At 51.3% G+C, this 16516-nt stretch carries 11 protein-coding genes; 9 read left to right on the plus strand and 2 right to left on the minus strand.

The genetic code is table 11. From position 1 onward, the window contains the following. The 7 genes from EC843_RS01505 (at position 1) to EC843_RS01535 (ending at position 5558) form a co-directional block, all read left to right on the plus strand. Entirely contained in the window at positions 1-642 is a 642-nt protein-coding gene (locus tag EC843_RS01505; RefSeq protein ID WP_074388568.1) for a lysophospholipid acyltransferase family protein, read from the plus strand. Beyond that, positions 635-2395 carry a bifunctional alpha/beta hydrolase/class I SAM-dependent methyltransferase gene (locus EC843_RS01510; protein ID WP_133521477.1) on the plus strand — a complete coding sequence of 587 codons (1761 nt, stop codon included), beginning with the start codon at positions 635-637 and terminating at the stop codon, positions 2393-2395. The genes EC843_RS01505 and EC843_RS01510 overlap by 8 nt, the downstream gene beginning before the upstream one ends. Then, the gene (locus EC843_RS01515; RefSeq protein ID WP_064546936.1) at positions 2392-3678 is read left to right on the plus strand and encodes a phosphatase PAP2/dual specificity phosphatase family protein; all 1287 of its coding nucleotides are present in this window, start codon (positions 2392-2394) and stop codon (positions 3676-3678) included. The genes EC843_RS01510 and EC843_RS01515 overlap by 4 nt, the downstream gene beginning before the upstream one ends. Continuing rightward, positions 3654-4055, plus strand: coding sequence for a hypothetical protein (locus tag EC843_RS01520; protein WP_064546728.1), 402 nt, complete (start codon positions 3654-3656; stop codon positions 4053-4055). Before EC843_RS01515 ends, EC843_RS01520 begins: the two co-directional genes overlap by 25 nt. Positions 4056-4142: 87 nt before the next feature. Next, a complete protein-coding gene (locus EC843_RS01525) occupies positions 4143-4466 on the plus strand; it encodes an antibiotic biosynthesis monooxygenase (RefSeq protein ID WP_133521478.1) in 324 nt (107 codons plus the stop codon). Further along, entirely contained in the window at positions 4459-4851 is a 393-nt protein-coding gene (locus tag EC843_RS01530) for an amino acid-binding protein (RefSeq protein ID WP_133521479.1), read from the plus strand. The genes EC843_RS01525 and EC843_RS01530 overlap by 8 nt, the downstream gene beginning before the upstream one ends. Then, positions 4848-5558: a winged helix-turn-helix domain-containing protein gene (locus tag EC843_RS01535; RefSeq protein ID WP_241938804.1), complete on the plus strand. Its 711-nt coding sequence runs from the start codon at positions 4848-4850 to the stop codon at positions 5556-5558. Before EC843_RS01530 ends, EC843_RS01535 begins: the two co-directional genes overlap by 4 nt. A 64-nt stretch (positions 5559-5622) precedes the next feature. On the opposite strand, the gene EC843_RS01540 is transcribed toward EC843_RS01535, so the two are convergent. Next, positions 5623-5994 (minus strand): hypothetical protein, encoded by a 372-nt coding sequence (locus EC843_RS01540; RefSeq protein ID WP_232885872.1) that lies wholly within the window; start codon positions 5992-5994, stop codon positions 5623-5625. 333 nt (positions 5995-6327) lie between these two features. On the opposite strand from EC843_RS01540, the gene EC843_RS01545 reads away from it, so the two are divergent. Continuing rightward, entirely contained in the window at positions 6328-14907 is an 8580-nt protein-coding gene (locus EC843_RS01545; protein ID WP_133521480.1) for a glucoamylase family protein, read from the plus strand. Here the strand turns inward: EC843_RS01545 and EC843_RS01550 are convergent. After that, positions 14900-15484, minus strand: a complete 585-nt coding sequence (locus EC843_RS01550; RefSeq protein WP_133521481.1) for a nuclear transport factor 2 family protein — start codon at positions 15482-15484, stop codon at positions 14900-14902. The two genes, EC843_RS01545 and EC843_RS01550, sit on opposite strands and share 8 nt — an antisense overlap. Positions 15485-15592: 108 nt before the next feature. Between EC843_RS01550 and EC843_RS01555 the strand changes: the two genes are divergently transcribed. Continuing rightward, positions 15593-16480, plus strand: a complete 888-nt coding sequence (locus EC843_RS01555) for a LysR substrate-binding domain-containing protein (RefSeq protein ID WP_064546716.1) — start codon at positions 15593-15595, stop codon at positions 16478-16480. The last annotated feature ends 36 nt before the right edge of the window (positions 16481-16516 follow it).

A 16516-nucleotide genomic window follows, 5' to 3' on the forward strand; every position in this document is an offset into this window, starting at 1 on the left:
ATGATGACACGAATGCTTCGCGCGCTTTTTACCTTGTGCATAGTCTGGCCGGTTATCTGGTTATGGCTGGGTCTGCGAGTCAAACATCGCGAACGGTTGCCGAAAAGCGGCCCGGCGATTGTGGTGGCAAATCACAACAGCCATATGGATGTTTTTGCACTGCTGTCGCTCTTTCCGTTACGCGAACAGGCGAAAGTGCATCCGGTGGCCGCTGCCGACTATTTTCTGCGTGATAAACGGATGGCGTGGTTTGCGCTGAATATTCTCAACATTATTCCCATTTCTCGTGAGGGTGGAGCAGCAAACCCGCTGGCGCAGTGCGAACAGGCGCTACGTGATGGCAAAACGTTGATCCTCTTTCCGGAAGGTACGCGTGGCGAGCCGGGAAAACTGGCACCGTTGAAATCCGGACTGTGGCATTTGAGTCAAAGCATGCCTGAAGTGCCAATTATTCCAGTCTGGCTACGCGGCACGGAGCAAGTGATGGCGAAAGGTAACCGTATTCCATTGCCATTGTTTATCGATGTCACTATTGGTGAAACGTTACGCTTTCATCCCGAGAAAAAAGTGTTTATGGACGACCTGAAGCAGCAATTGCTGATGCTTCAGCAACAAACCACAGGAAATCACCCTCATGAGTAATATCCGCACGCCTGACGAGCGGCAGTTTCTGACCAGCGATCGCACTGAGTTGTTTTATCGCCACTGGCCTGCTGTGTCGGCGGGTGCCACACCCAAGGTGATTGTCCTGTTTCACCGCGGGCATGAGCATTCCGGGCGTCTGCAACATATTGTCGATGAGCTGTCGATGCCGGATACCGCGTTTTATGCCTGGGATGCCCGTGGCCATGGCCGCTCACCAGGGCAACGCGGCTTTAGCCCGTCGCTGGCCCGCTCGGTGCAGGATGTTGAAGAGTTCGTCCGTTTCGCCGCCGCAGATAGCCAGGCCGCAATGGAAGATGTGGTCGTGGTTGCACAAAGCGTGGGTGCGGTGATGGCAGCTACCTGGGCTCATGATTACGCACCACCTATTCGTGGGCTGGTACTGGCATCACCCGCGTTTAAGGTCAAATTGTATGTCCCATTTGCCCGTCAGGGGCTGGCATTGATGCACCGTCTGCGCGGTCTGTTTTTCGTCAACTCTTATGTCAAAGGCAAGTATCTGACGCACGATCCACAGCGTGTGGCGAGTTTCAATCAGGACCCATTAATTACCCGACCCATTGCGGTGAACATCCTGCTCGATCTCTACAAAACAGCGGAACGGATTGTCAGCGACGCCAGCGCCATTACCTTACCTACGCAGATGTTGGTCTCCGGGGAAGATTTCGTTGTCCACCGTCAGCCACAGATCGATTTTTACCAGCGTCTGCGTAACCCACTCAAAGAACTTCATGTGTTGCCTGGCTTCTATCACGATACGCTGGGGGAACAAGACAGGCATCTGGCGTTCGACAAGATGCGCGAGTTTATTGACACGCTTTATGCCATGCCGCCACAGCATTTTGACTACAGTCAGGAAGACCGCTGGAGTCCGGGAGCGGACAGCTGGAGAACCTTAAGCGGTGGGCCGGAACCTTACTCAATTGAGGATATAGCGTATCGCGGTTTGCGCTATGGCATGAAGACGCTGGGGACACAGTCAACAGGTGTACGCCTGGGATTTGAAACCGGGTTTGATTCCGGCAGCACGCTGGATTATGTCTATCGAAATCAGCCGCAGGGCAGCAGCGCATTGGGGCGGATGATCGACAAAAACTACCTCAATAGCGTCGGCTGGAAGGGCATCCGCCAGCGGAAAATCCATCTGCAAACGCTGATTCAGCAGGCGGTCACGCAGTTGGTTGAGCAGGGCAAAACGGTACGAGTCGTTGATGTTGCTGCCGGGCACGGGCGCTACGTGCTCGATGCGCTGGAAGGCAAAGAGGCGGTGAGCAACATTTTGCTGCGCGACTACAGCGAGTTAAACGTAGCGAAAGGACAGGAGATGATTGCCTCGCGTGGAATGGCAGAGTATGCACGTTTTGAACGTGGCGATGCTTTCAACCGCGAAGAACTGGCCGCGCTTGAGCCACGTCCGACGCTGGGAATTGTCTCTGGCCTGTATGAACTGTTTCCGGAAAACACCCTGGTGCGTAACTCGCTTGCCGGGCTGGCAGACGCGATAGAGCCGGGTGGCATTCTGATTTACACCGGGCAACCCTGGCATCCGCAGCTCAAAACTATCGCCTGGTCACTCACCAGCCATAAAGATGGTAAACAGTGGGTGATGCGCGTTCGTAGCCAGGGCGAAATGGATGCGCTGGTACGGGAGGCGGGCTTCGATAAATGCAGCCAGTTGATTGATGAATGGGGCATTTTCACCGTGTCTATGGCAGTGCGCCGCGCATCATGACAAACCGACGTTCGCTATACTTGCAGGGTTTGGGTTGGCTGATTCTGCTTGCGCCCTTTTTCTTTTTAACCTACGGGCAGGTTAATCAGTTTACCGCCGGACGTGCGAACATTGGCAGCCTGGTGTTTAGCTGGGAGCGGCACATTCCGTTTGTGCCACTGACAATCCTCCCGTACTGGAGCCTGGATCTGCTGTACGGTTTGTCACTGTTTATCTGCACCTCGCTGAATGAACAGCGACGGCTGGTCTGCCGACTCGTGCTGGCATCAGTCATTGCCTGCCTGGGTTTTTTGCTATTTCCTTTACAGTTTACGTTTACCAGACCGGAGATAACCGGCCTGGCCGGTTGGTTATTTGGGCAACTCGAACAGTTCGACCTGCCGTACAACCAGTCGCCATCGTTACATATTATTCTGTGCTGGCTGCTGTGGCGGCATTTCCATCGCCACCTGACGGGGGTCTGGCAGAAACTGAATAGCGCATGGTTCTTGCTGATTGCCGTTTCTGTTTTAACCACCTGGCAGCATCACTTTATTGATGTGCTAACCGGCCTTGGCGTCGGAATGGTGATCGACTGGTTGATCCCGGAACAGGGGAAATGGAGCTGGCGAATGGCTGACGGGAAACGCAAAACGCTGGCCGTTCGTTATCTGTGCGGCGCAATAATCTGCCTGGCGGGAACCTGGCTGACCACCTGGCTGTGGTGGCCAACGCTGGCACTGGCGATTGTGGCGCTGGCCTACGGGATACTTGGCGTTGAAGCGCTACAAAAAGATGGGAAAGGGCGGCTGACACCTGCGGCCTGGTGGCTGTTGCTACCCTGGCGAGTCGGGATGTTGCTCTCTATGCGCCTCTATACCCGCCATCTCCCGGCGTTCAGTCCGGTTACTGATGGGGTGTTTTTAGGGACATATCCGCTGACAACTCCCGCACAAAAAGCCGTATTGGATCTAACCAGCGAGTTTCCCCGTTCCCGTGCCTTGCAGGGCGTTGTGTATCAATGCGTGCCCATGCTGGACCTGGTTAAACCCGATGAAGTAACACTGGAGCTGGCAGTAGATAAACTGGAACGATTACGCCATGAGCAAGGTAGCGTACTGATTCATTGTGCGTTGGGGTTGTCGCGCAGTGCGCTGGTCGCTGCCGCCTGGTTGTTACAGCGCTACCCTGAGCTGGCTTCAGAAGATGCCGTTGAGCAAGTGCGTAGGGCGCGACCGCAGGTAGTCTTCACCTCTGAACATATGGAGTTGCTGGAAAGATGGAAGATAAAAGTGACATCGTAACAAATAACCACGCACTGCAATCGCTCTTGGTACAACAAACCCTGAATAGTTGGCGTTTCTTCCTGTTGTTTTCCGCTCCGCCGATGGTGTGGGTGATCTTTGCTGCACCGGTGGATTTGCTCCGCGTCTTGATCACGTTGTTGTGCGGCATAGTGTGGTTTGGCTGCTGGCGTCTTTGGCTGGACGCACGCTATTTCAGGTTGATAAATGAAGAGAATAATCATCAAGCTGGAGAGGCGCTTTGTGTTATCTGGCAGCGTGACAGATTGAAGACGCTTTCGCTTAGCGAGCGCCAGCAGGGCGCATTGAAACAGTGCCGACGCACAATGTTTTTCACTGGTGCCCTATGGGTCGTGTGGCTGGTGGCGTTACTCTAAGCGATGACAAATCCATATTTCGCACACCATCGAAGCATCAGTTGATTAACTCTTTATAGTTGGTTCGTCCACGTTAAGGAGATCAACATGATTGCGGTACTTTTTGAAGCCAATGCTATACCCGAACAACAGAATAGATACCTGGAGCTTGCGGCTGAACTCAGACCGGAGCTTGATAACATAAAGGGGTTTATTTCCATTGAGCGTTTTCAAAGCCTGAATAAAGATGGGAAAATTCTCTCGTTATCATGGTGGGAAAATGAAGAGGCGGTACTTGAGTGGAAGAAGAACATGAAACACATGGCGGCTCAATTTGAAGGGCAGCAATCTATTTTTTCATTTTATAGAATCACCGTTGTTCAAGTGCTACGGGATTATTCATCTGAAAAAGAGGAATACCACCATGTATGATATTCATGTCATTCTCAGTAATACCCCAGGAGCACTTGCATTACTGGGAACTGCACTTGGTCAAAATGGTGTGGGCCTGGAGGGAGGAGGTGTATTCAGTGCTGGGAATAAAAGCCATGCTCATTTTCTGGTAGAAGACGGTGAACTTGCTCGCAAGGTGCTTACCGATATTGGCCTGCACGTCGAAAGTGTCAGTCAGCCGCTTATTCGTAAACTCAAACAAGAACGGCCTGGCGAGTTGGGGGAAATTGCCAATATACTTGCGCGGAATAATATAAATATCAGCGTACAATATAGTGACCACAGTAATCGGTTGATTCTGCTGACCGACAATAATGAAATGGCAGCCGCAGCCACCATGAAATGGGATGTATCCGCTGTATGAAGCCCAACGCTTTCAAAGCAGATATTGATGACTCTGATTTATTAGAAAAGTCGATGTCTGAAATTGCTTCTGCTATCGCTGACCCTTCTCGGGTCAGCATTCTGTGTGCTTTGATGGATGGGCGGGCATGGACGGCAACAGAGCTAAGTTCGGTAGCTAATATTGCAGCATCAACGGCAAGCGCTCATCTGGCAAAACTTCTTAATAGCCAATTAATTACGTGTCTGTCTCAAGGGCGCCATCGGTACTACAGACTAGCAGGAGTTGATATAGCGACACTGCTTGAAACCCTGATGGGAGTATCAATGAAGACGCAGAAGGGTTGCGTCACCAAAACCCCTGTGCATTTGCGTAAAGCCCGTACCTGTTATGATCATTTGGCCGGTGAAGTTGCTGTTGCCATGTATGAATTTATGGATAAAGAAGGCTGGTTTTTACCTGAAGGAGGCGCGTTATCACCCATTGGTATGGCTAAATTTCAGGAAATTGGTGTTGAAATTCTCCCGCACACAAAACGAAAAAGCGTTTGTACTTGCCTGGACTGGAGCGAACGCCGTTTTCATCTTGGGGGAAGTACTGGTGCGGCTTTGTTGGTGACGTTTGACCAAAAGGGGTGGATAGCCAGGACTGCGGGTTACAGAGAAGTGACTTTCACCGATGCCGGGATAAAAGCTCTCGGACGTTTATTCAAGCTCAGCTTAAAATAATAAACTCATCGCATCAGTAGATGAGTTTATTATTAATAATAGAAAATATAATCAACCAGAGTTATTAACCGAGCAACTCATCTAACGAATCAGATAGATTACAACTGGAACCCAGTTTGGTATCCGTAACATCGGTTAAATAAAACGTATATGCACCCTTATCGTCATTTTTCACATGACCAACAAAAGTAAAATAAAGAGGTTTATCTTTATTTTCCTTGAAGGTTTGATATGCGGCCTCGACGTTCTTCTTATTGACATCGTCTGTTTCAACGATCTTCATTTTTAATGACGGTCTATCACAACGAACAAAAACAATATCGTCACGATCTTGTACCAGCATGCCAGAGAATATGTCATTGCCAGCACTAGATTCTGCGTGAGCATTAACCATTGAAACTAAAGATAAAAATATCCCACTCAATAATTTTTTCATAACAATATCGATACCAGGGTCCATGGAAAGAAAATTTATGTTAATAACATAATCCCACAATTAAAATAGCATAAAAAAGCCATATCTGAGAATGGGGATATATACATAACCTGCTATTAATTCCAGAATAATGATAACTGTGCGTTGTTCGTTCAGGGCGTGCTACGATGACGAAAATCCACGCAAGAAAATCGAACAAAATTTAATCTATACTTTATAGAAGATCCTTGCAGCTGTTAAATCCCTGATGCCTGACACCCCATCCTGAGAGAACGTTTCTGATCTGATTGAACAACTGCTCCTGTGCGTTCACATCGCCTGATGAGCAAATTCATGAAATTAAGTCTAAAACAGTGGTTTTCTGCGCGTAAGTCACGGGAATTACCTACAGAAATCCCTGATTGGTTGGGTTCTGAACCCGCGAACGAAAGCCCTATCAAAGCTGAGCTGTTTTCTGCCGCCCAAATGGAACGCTACGGCCAGAAACTGGCTCGTTCCCATAAATTATCGACCACTAAGCTGCCTTACTATTTACTCAAGCGTCTGGAAGATAATGAAGCCATCATCACCCGTAATTGCTATCTGCTCAATGCAGGGGAAAAATCGGGTATTACTCCGGCCGGTGAATGGCTGCTGGATAATTACTATCTCATCGAAGAACAGATCCGCGTGGTTCGTCATCATTTACCAAAGAATTTTGGTAAAGGGTTGCCACCGTTAGCTGCTCCTAATCATTGCCCGCGTATTTATGATATTGCCTCTGAAGCTATCGCTCATGCCGATGGACGATGGGATGCCGCAAGCCTAACCAGTTATATCGCGGCCTATCAGCAAGTGACTCCGTTAACTCTTGGTGAACTTTGGGCATTGCCGGGTATGTTGCGTCTGGCGCTGATTGAGAATCTACGACGCGTTAGTATTGAAGTGGCTGAGGCGCAAAAAGAGCGAAATCTGGCTGATGTGTGGGTCACACGAATTTTTGAATGTGCTGAAAACACGCCAGCGGATTTGATTATGGTGATTGCGGATATGGCACGTTCACGTCCGCCATTAAGCAGCGCTTTTGTAGCGGAACTGGTTCGCCGCTTGCAGGGGCGAGGGAACATGCTCTCTTTGCCGCTGACCTGGGTTGAACAGCGCCTTGCTGAAACCGGCGTCACCACGGATTACCTGATTCATCGCTTTAACCAGCAACTTGCTGCAAGCCAACTTTCAGTGAGCAACAGTATTGCCGGGTTGCGTCTGTTAAGTGAAACCAACTGGGCTGACTTTGCCGAAGCAATGAGTCTGGTCGAACAGACATTGCGCCAGGACCCTTCCGGGATTTATCCGGCAATGCACTTCGATACCCGCGACCATTATCGCCATATTGTTGAGATCCTCGCCCGTCACAGCCATCACAGTGAACCGGAAGTCGCCCGTTATATTTTAGAAATGGCTCAGGCAACGCCTGTTCATCATGTGGGTTATTACTTAATTGGTGAAGGGCGCTCGCAACTAGAACAAAAGCTTGGGGCAAATACATCGTGGGTCGTCCGGCTGCGTCATAGCTTTAACCAAATTCCTCTGCTTTCATGGCTTGGAAGCCTGAGCCTGTTGACCACAGCGTTCACTGCTGACATTTTATCCCGCACCCATCAACAAGGGATGAACTGGCCGCTGGCGCTTCTTGCGCTGCCGCTGGTGGTGCTGATTAGTCAGTTGGCTCTCAATTTGCTGAGTGAGGCGACGACTCGCTTCCGGTCGCCACTGCCTCTGCCACGCATGGATTTCTCAACCGGCATCCCGGCGGAGTATTGCACGATGGTGGTTATCCCTTGCTTACTCACCAGCCGCGCCGGGATAGACAAGCTGCTTAACAGCCTGGAGGTTTGCTATCTGGGTAACAACTCGCCAAACCTGTACTTCGCATTGCTAACCGATTTTGCTGATTCCCCGGACCAGAACTCACCAGAAAGCGGCGATCTGCTGCACTGGGCTGAAGCGCAAATGCAGAATTTGAATCGACGCTATGCTTCTGTTGCCCAACCACTTTTCTTTTTGCTGCATCGTTCAGCGCAGTGGAATGAACAACAAAACGTGTGGATGGGGTATGAGCGTAAACGCGGCAAGTTATCGATGCTGAATAGTTGGCTGCGCGAACCTGGCGACCAATTTTCCGAAGTACACAGTAATGTGATTAGCCCACCAACGGGGGTTAAATATGTCATCACGCTGGATAGCGACACCGTTCTGCCACGTGACACTGCGCATAAACTGGTTGCCACTATGGCGCATCCGCTCAATCACCCGATCTACGATCCGGTAAAACAGCGTGTCGTTAAAGGGTACGCTATTTTGCAGCCCGGCCTTGCTGAAGAGATCCCACGAAACGGGCAGGGGCGCTATGCCGCGATGTGCAGCAACGTGCCGGGTAACGATCCTTACTCAATGATGTCATCGGATATTTATCAGGATCTGTTCGGCGAAGGCTCGTTCGTTGGTAAAGGTATTTACGATGTGGATACTTTTGCCCAGGCGACGCACAATACGTGCCCGGAAAACCTGGTGTTGAGCCATGATTTGCTGGAAGGGTGCTATGCCCGTTCAGGTTTGCTCAGTGAAGTCTTGCTATATGAGCAGTACCCCAATAACTACCTCACTGATGTGGCAAGACGTACCCGCTGGATACGCGGCGACTGGCAACTATTGAATTGGCTTAAATTCAGGCCCAGAAAAGCAGATGGAACACATGACAAAAACCCACTAAGCACGCTTTCACGCTGGAAACTGCTGGATAATTTGCGCCGCAGCCTCGTGGCACCATCATTTCTGATGCTGGTGTTTTGCGCCATTTTACTGGTCCCCAATCCTTTTTACTGGCTCGGCGTGCTAGCCGTTGTGCTGCTACTTCCTACCGTGCTGGTTTTAGCGCAGGATATTCTGAGTAAGCCAGCACGGCGGCCATTCGTCCAGCATCTGATTCTGGTTTCTTCCGGCGGGCTTAAACGCCTGCTGCGCATTGGCCTGGGATTTATCACGCTTCCTCATGAGGCCGGATATTCGCTTCATGCAATTGCAGTGACGTTATGGCGGCTGGGTATTAGCCATCACAACCTCAATCAGTGGGCTAGTTTTGACCAAAGCACTGAACACGCCAAAGCCTCGCCGCTGCGTTTTTATCGGGCAATGTGGCTCAATGTCGTTTCAGGTATTGCACTCATCCTGCTCGCGGCCTTCCTTTCACCTATGCTGCTGTTTTTTGCTGTGCCTATCGGTGTGGTGTGGTGTCTGGCTCCTTTGTTATTAAGCTGGCTGAGCCGCGAGACTGTAAGCCATACCATTACATTCAATGCTGAAAATAAACGCCTGTTGCGCCAAAGCAGTCGCGAAATTTGGGCCTTTTTTGAAACCTTTGCCACAGAGAAAGAAAACTGGTTACCGCCGGATAACTACCAGGAAATTCCACATCCGGTTATTGCGCACCGCACTTCGCCGACCAACATTGGCCTGTCGCTAATGGCCAACCTAACGGCGTGGGATTTTGGTTATATTCCCCAGGGGGAAATGCTGCAACGCATCACGCTGACGCTCGACACCCTGGATAAAATGGAGCATTACCGCGGCCATTTATACAACTGGTACGACACCCGCACCCTGGTGCCGCTGAATCCGCGTTATATCTCAAGTGTCGACAGCGGCAATATGGCCGGGCATTTGCTCACTCTAAGTGCGGGGTTAACGGGGTTGCGTAACCAACCCGTACTCAATTGCACACAATTGCTGATGGGCCTTGATGACACATTGCAAATCCTCGAGAAAACCTGGGGGCAGCATGCGCCGACCTCTTTGCGCCAGTTGCGCAATCACTGCAAAACTGCCGCCACACTCTCTCCATCGTTACTGTTTCCTGAGCTGAAAAACATGCGTGCGCAAAGTCATCGTCTGCACGCACTTTGTAGTCATGAGGATGGGCGTATCCGCCGCTGGGTAGAGCATCTTCAACACCAGTTGGTGCTGATCTGTCACGAATGGACGAATTTTCTCGGGTGGCTACCCGCCCATTGGGAGAGTAAATCGTTACCATCACTTTCCTGGCTTGCACAGGCAAAACATACCGGCGAAGGCACACCTTCAGAATCGGTGATCCGCCTGGCCCGCACACGGCTGGATATTATTACCGAGCTGGAACAGCGCCTGACAGAACACGCACGAATGGATTTTGTCTTCCTGTATAACGAAGTCACCAGCCTGCTCAGCGTCGGTTATAACTGCGATAACAATAAGCTCGATAACAGTCATTACGACTTGCTGCCTTCGGAAATTCGTCTTACTAGTTTTCTGGCGATAGCCACTAATCAGTTGCCGTTAAAAAGCTGGTTTGCGTTGGGGCGACTCTTCACCACCATTGATAACGAAACTGCGTTGATGTCGTGGAGTGGCTCAATGTTTGAGTACTTAATGCCGAACCTGGTGATGCCAACTTTCCCTGGCAGCTTGCTGGAGGAGATGAGCCAGTCGGCGGTGAAACGCCAGATTGACTGGGGCAAAGAGCGGGGCGTGCCGTGGGGAATTTCAGAGTCGGGTTACTACTCCTTTGATGCGCTGCAAAATTACCAATATCACGCCTTTGGCGTGCCGGGTCTTGGCTTGCGAAGGGGACTTGCGGATGACATGGTCATCGCACCTTATGCCACCATGATGGCACTGACGGTCTCTCCGCATAAAGCTTGCGAAAACTTGCTGAAACTAGAAAAAAATGGTGCTCGTGGGGAATATGGCTTCTACGAAGCGCTGGACTACACGCCTTCACGCCTAGCCAACGGCCAGATGTATGCGGTGGTTCGTTCGTGGATGGCGCACCATCAGGGAATGGCATTCCAGGCTCTTTCCCATGTGCTGTTAGGTGCGCCAATGGTAGACCGATTTATGACCAGCCCATCATTTCAGTCGGCTCGTTTGTTATTGCAGGAACGGGTGCCTGATGCCGTTGAGTTGTATAGTCCGCGTCGCCATTTCGAATCTCACGAAGGGGTTTTGCAACCTGTACAATACGAAGTGCGCGAGTTTACCGACGTTGATAGCCTGATACCCGAAGTTCAGTTGCTGTCGAATTCCGATTACCATCTGATGATCAGCCAGTCAGGAAGCGGTTACAGCCGCTGGAAAGACATTGCGTTGACCCGCTGGCGCAGCGATGCCACTTGCGATAACTGGGGTACTTTTTGCTATATTAGTGACAGTGTAACTAATGAGGTGTGGAGTAATACCTGGCAACCGCTTGGTGAACCGGTCAGCCAGTACGATGCGACATTTACCGACGCCGGCGCGGAGTTCAAACTGGTCGCGGGTACGATCAATGTTAAAACGCAGATTGTTGTCTCGCCCGAAGATGATATTGAGCTGCGCCGCGTCACGCTGCTGCATCGTGGGCGGCAATCACGTACCATTGAGTTAACCACTTACGCGGAAGTCGTGCTGGCTCCTAAAGAGAGCGATCTGGCCCATCCAGCCTTCAGTAATTTGTTTATTCAGACCGAGCTACTTGCCGATCAGCACGCCATTCTGTGCCACCGTCGTCCTCGTTCACCGGATGAGCGTTGCCCGTGGATGTTTCACACGATGGTGGTGCACGGGCAAGCGCAAAGCGAAACCTCATTTGAAACAGACAGAGCCAAATTTCTCGGGCGGGGCAGAACCCCGGTCAATGCTCTGGCAACCCAACAAAGCGGTGCGCTAAGTAATAGCGTCGGGCCAGTGCTGGACCCGATACTTGCCATTCGTCAGTCGATAGTTTTACAACCCGGCTTGCCCGTCACAGTCGACATTATTTATGGCGTAACGGACAGCCGTCAGCACAGTCAGGCACTGGTCGAGAAATATCATGACCATCCGATTGCCGACCGTGTATTTGAACTGGCGTGGTCACATAGCCAAATTGTGTTGCGCCAGATTAATGCCAACGAAGACGACGCAACACTCTTTAACCGCTTGGCCAGCGCGGTGCTTTTCCCTGGCCCCGAACTGCGTGCTGATGCCAAAACTCTTTGCCGTAACCGTCGTGGGCAGTCAGGTCTTTGGGGTTGGTCTATTTCAGGCGACCTGCCGATTGTGATTCTGAACGTCACCAGCGATGAAAGTATTTTGCTCATCACCACAATGATTCAGGCGCACCATTACTGGCGTTTAAAAGGGCTGGCTGTGGATCTGGTTATCCTTAACGATAGCCCTGGCGGTTATCAGCAGGAGTTGCAAAACCAAATTATCGAACTACTAATGGCGGGTTCTGAAGCCAACCAGATGGACAAGCCCGGTGGCATTTTTGTGCGCAATGGCGAACATATGTCAGCAGAGGACCGCCTGTTGCTGCTGAGTGTGGCGCAAATCGTACTGGATGATCGTGCTGGAGGCCTTAAAGAACAGCTAAATCAGCGGCTTCTGGCAACTATTCCCGCACAGCCGAGCTTTACTCCCCGCACGGTGATGCCGGTTAATCAGCACGATCCCTGGCAGCCTGATACCAGCGCATTGGTCTTTTTCAATGGCCGCGGTGGGTTCTCGCAAGATGGCCGTGAATACCAGATGACGCTGGATGAAAATGACCAGACACCTGCGCCGTGGGCTAACGTTCTGGCCAATGCCAGTTTTGGCACTGTCATTTCTGAAGCGGGACAGGCCTACACCTGGTATGAAAATGCACATGAGTACCGACTCACGCCCTGGGAAAACGACCCGATCAGCGATCGTTCTGGCGAAGCGTACTATTTGCGGGATGAAGAAAGTGGCGAGGTCTGGTCACCAACCACGCTGCCGGTGCGCGGCAACGGGCATTATCTTTCACGCCACGGCTTTGGCTACAGCGTTTTCGCCCACCGTGAAACAGGTATCGACACTGAGTTGACAATACTGGTGGCAGAACATGCGCCGGTAAAAATCGCTATTCTGACGCTGAGTAATACCTCAGGGCGGACACGAAAAATCTCGGTTACCGGTTATGTTGAATGGACGCTGGGCGAGTCGCGCAGCAAATCGGCCATGCATGTTGTCACTCGTACATCGACAACCGGGCGCGGCTGCGGTGTGCTGGCAAATAACTTCTATAACAGCAACGGTTCGGAAAGAACGGCATTTTTCGCGGTGACGGGAGTGCATTGCTCAGTGTCAGGTGACCGTCGGGAATTCCTTGGGCGCAATGGTTCACAGCGTGACCCAGCGGCTATGAAACAGCGCACGTTGTCTGATAAAACGGGCGCGGGGTTGGATCCGTGTGGTGCAGTTCAGTCTGCTACCACCTTGATTGATGGCGATCAGCGGACATTTATTTTTGTGCTGGGTATCGGGCAGAACCCGCAAGACGCGGAACTGATGATTAACCAGTATCTAAGTGAAGATGCCGCACGTAGCGAACTGGCGAATGTTCACCGTTACTGGCATCGCATGCTCGATCAAATTGTCGTAGCAACCCCCGATCCTGCGGTTAACTTACTGGCCAATGGCTGGCTGCTTTACCAGACCATCGCTTGCCGCCTGATGGCTCGCAGTGGTTACTATCAGTCTGGTGGTGCTTTCGGCTTCCGTGATCAGCTACAAGACACGCTGGCTCTGAGTCATACCGCACCGGAACGTTTGCGCGAGCAAATTCTGCTGTGCGCATCACGCCAGTTCGTTGAAGGCGACGTTCAACACTGGTGGCATCCCCCATTAGGGAATGGCGTTCGCACCCGTTGTTCAGACGATTATCTTTGGTTGCCGCTATCTATTTGCCGCTACGTAGAAACCACCGGCGACCTCGAATTGCTAGAACACCGCGTGGCGTATCTTGAAGGCCGTGAATTACAGCCAGGAGAGGAGTCAGCCTATGAACAACCGGTTATCAGCGCAGTTGAAGAGACACTTTGGCAACATGCGATAAAAGCCATTCGCCACGGCCTGCGGTTTGGTCAACATGGTTTGCCGTTGATGGGCGCGGGGGACTGGAACGATGGCATGAACCTCGTCGGGCTGGAAGGCAAGGGCGAGAGCGTCTGGCTTGGGTTCTTCCTCTATGATGTCTTGCAGCAATTTGCGCAGCTGGCGGAACAAATCCATGATGACGAAATTGCCGTGCTTTGCCGTACAGAAGCCGCAAAACTGCAAGCCAATATTGAGGCGACAGCCTGGGACGGGGCGTGGTATCGCCGGGGCTATTTTGATAGTGGAGAAGCCCTTGGTTCGCAGAACGCAGAAGAGTGCCAGATAGACGCCATTGCCCAGAGTTGGGCTGTGTTGTCCGGTGCGGGGAGCGAGGAACGCTGTGTACAAGCAATGCAGGCGCTGGACTCTCGCCTGGTTGATAACGAGGCTGGGCTGATAAAACTGCTTACGCCGCCATTTAATGGCAACGGGCCAAACCCCGGCTACATTCAGGGTTACCTGCCGGGCGTGCGTGAAAACGGTGGGCAATATACACATGGAGCCATCTGGGCAGTGATGGCATTTGCCCGCAGCGGCAATATCGAACGGGCCTGGCAGCTATGGTCGCTGATTAACCCGATTAATCACGGACTCACTACCGATGCCATTGAACGTTATAAAGTCGAACCGTATGTGATGACGGCGGATATTTATAGTGTTGCACCGCACAGCGGGCGCGGTGGCTGGAGCTGGTATACCGGTTCGGCAGGATGGGCGTATCAGTTGATAATCGAAACGTTGCTGGGGATCGAACGGCATGGCGACTCAATAACCGTTCACCCGTTACTGCCGCGTGACTGGCCTTCAGTGAGCCTTGTTTATAGACATGGCTCAAGTGATTACCAGATCAATGCGTTACACAGTGAGGGCGAATATCAGCTCATGCTAGATGGCATATCGTTGCCAGGAAAAACCATACCGTTGAAGGATGATGGTCAACGGCATGTGGTGGAGATAAGTCTGGGTACCGTTCTTAACTAGCGGATAACCAGCGCTTAGCGTCGGCTTTCATTTTCAACTCTAGTTCGCTGCCGCGAGTGGCGAATACGCGCCCGAGAGGGAAGCCGCTCAGCTCGAGTAAATAGGCCAGCGCGGCATATTCACGTGGATACTTCACGACCACAGCCTGGTCTATCGCGACTGGGCCAAGTGGGAAAGTGAATGTGCCGATATCGTAAATACTCTGGCGGTGGAATAGTTTCCATACGCCATCCCTTTTTTCTGCCAGATCGTAAAAACGGTTGTGACACTCACAGCCAATGTTCAGTTTCACGTTCTCGGCAACGATGATTGCATTGGTTTCAAGAATCGCTTTATCCCCGGCATCATTGAAGGTTACCGCAGGTGAACCGATAAGGTGTTTGGTGCGCAAGTCGGAAGCGCCCATCCGCATTGAGCCATTAACAAAATCACTTCCCAGCCCTTCAAACCACGTTATTTCAATGGTGCCGTCAGAGTGGAACAGTTCGCGAAGCTGATCCCATTCGCCCAGATCGCGGTGCATCCAGCCATTCATCAGGTCATTAAGTTGTTGGCGGTCTTGTAGTGGATTTTGCATGTATTTAGTTCCTGTTAGTTGACTGGATTTAGTCTGGATGCAAAATACGACAATCTCAAATATATAGATTTTACTGATTAATCATTTTAAATGATTGATGGAGCCATTATGGATCTACGTCACCTGAAGTATTTTTTAGCCGTCGCCGAAGAACGGCATTTTGGCCGGGCGGCGGAACGGCTCAATATTGTTCAACCTGCACTGAGCATGCAGATAAAATCCCTGGAAACTGAGCTGGGCGGCCCATTATTCATTCGCACCAGCCGTCGGGTTGAACTGACTGAAGCCGGGAAGCTTTTGCAAGCTGAAGCCGCACGGACTCTGGAGCAAATGGAACATACACGACTTGCCGTTGAGCGTTCTATTCGTGGTGAAACAGGCCGGGTGCGAATCGGCTTTGCCGGTAATGCCGTCTTCAGTGGCAGACTGATGCAGGATGTACGATCTTTTCACAAGGCTTATCCGGATGCTGAATTAATTTGCCAGGAACTGGCACCACAGCTTCAGCGTGAGGCCATCCACAACGGAACGCTGGATGTGGGTTATATGCCTGATTACTATCCGGATCATGACTCTGCTTTTGTCTATCAATCGGTGGGTCAATGGGGAAGGGTGGTTGTGATGTCCAGCGACCATAAACTCGCCGCTAAAGAGAGCCTGACCATAGACATGCTGGCCCATGAGCCCTTGATTATGTATTCAATAAACGATGTGGATTCACATCTGGATAGGCAATTACAAAGGCTGCTTGGCGATTCGCTAAATATTGCCTGGCGAATCTCCAGTTCACTTAGCGTCCTCGCCATGGCCGGAGCCGGGCTGGGTATCGCTTTGGTTCCTGCACCGCTAGCGCAGGTGGCGATCCCTGGTGTAGTTTATCGGCTTCTTGACGCGCCGGATCTATCAGCGAACCTGATGATGGTGAGCCGTAAACACGAACCGAGTGCCGCTGTGCTTGCTTATCTTAATCACACGCGGATAACGGCGCTGGCTTAAGTTTCCATGTTGGTATTTTTAAAAATTGGATTGTTT

The organism is Buttiauxella sp. JUb87, assembly GCF_004361975.1.
Taxonomy (GTDB): domain Bacteria; phylum Pseudomonadota; class Gammaproteobacteria; order Enterobacterales; family Enterobacteriaceae; genus Buttiauxella; species Buttiauxella ferragutiae.

What these genes read in the sequence shown, in the direction of transcription:
- EC843_RS01505 (WP_074388568.1), top strand. Translation starts at nt 1, where the DNA reads ATGATGACACGAATGCTTCGCGCGCTTTTTACCTTGTGCATAGTCTGG.
- EC843_RS01510 (WP_133521477.1), top strand. Translation starts at nt 635, where the DNA reads ATGAGTAATATCCGCACGCCTGACGAGCGGCAGTTTCTGACCAGCGAT.
- EC843_RS01515 (WP_064546936.1), top strand. Translation starts at nt 2,392, where the DNA reads ATGACAAACCGACGTTCGCTATACTTGCAGGGTTTGGGTTGGCTGATT.
- EC843_RS01520 (WP_064546728.1), top strand. Translation starts at nt 3,654, where the DNA reads ATGGAAGATAAAAGTGACATCGTAACAAATAACCACGCACTGCAATCG.
- EC843_RS01525 (WP_133521478.1), top strand. Translation starts at nt 4,143, where the DNA reads ATGATTGCGGTACTTTTTGAAGCCAATGCTATACCCGAACAACAGAAT.
- EC843_RS01530 (WP_133521479.1), top strand. Translation starts at nt 4,459, where the DNA reads ATGTATGATATTCATGTCATTCTCAGTAATACCCCAGGAGCACTTGCA.
- EC843_RS01535 (WP_241938804.1), top strand. Translation starts at nt 4,848, where the DNA reads ATGAAGCCCAACGCTTTCAAAGCAGATATTGATGACTCTGATTTATTA.
- EC843_RS01540 (WP_232885872.1), bottom strand. Translation starts at nt 5,994, where the DNA reads ATGAAAAAATTATTGAGTGGGATATTTTTATCTTTAGTTTCAATGGTT.
- EC843_RS01545 (WP_133521480.1), top strand. Translation starts at nt 6,328, where the DNA reads ATGAAATTAAGTCTAAAACAGTGGTTTTCTGCGCGTAAGTCACGGGAA.
- EC843_RS01550 (WP_133521481.1), bottom strand. Translation starts at nt 15,484, where the DNA reads ATGCAAAATCCACTACAAGACCGCCAACAACTTAATGACCTGATGAAT.
- EC843_RS01555 (WP_064546716.1), top strand. Translation starts at nt 15,593, where the DNA reads ATGGATCTACGTCACCTGAAGTATTTTTTAGCCGTCGCCGAAGAACGG.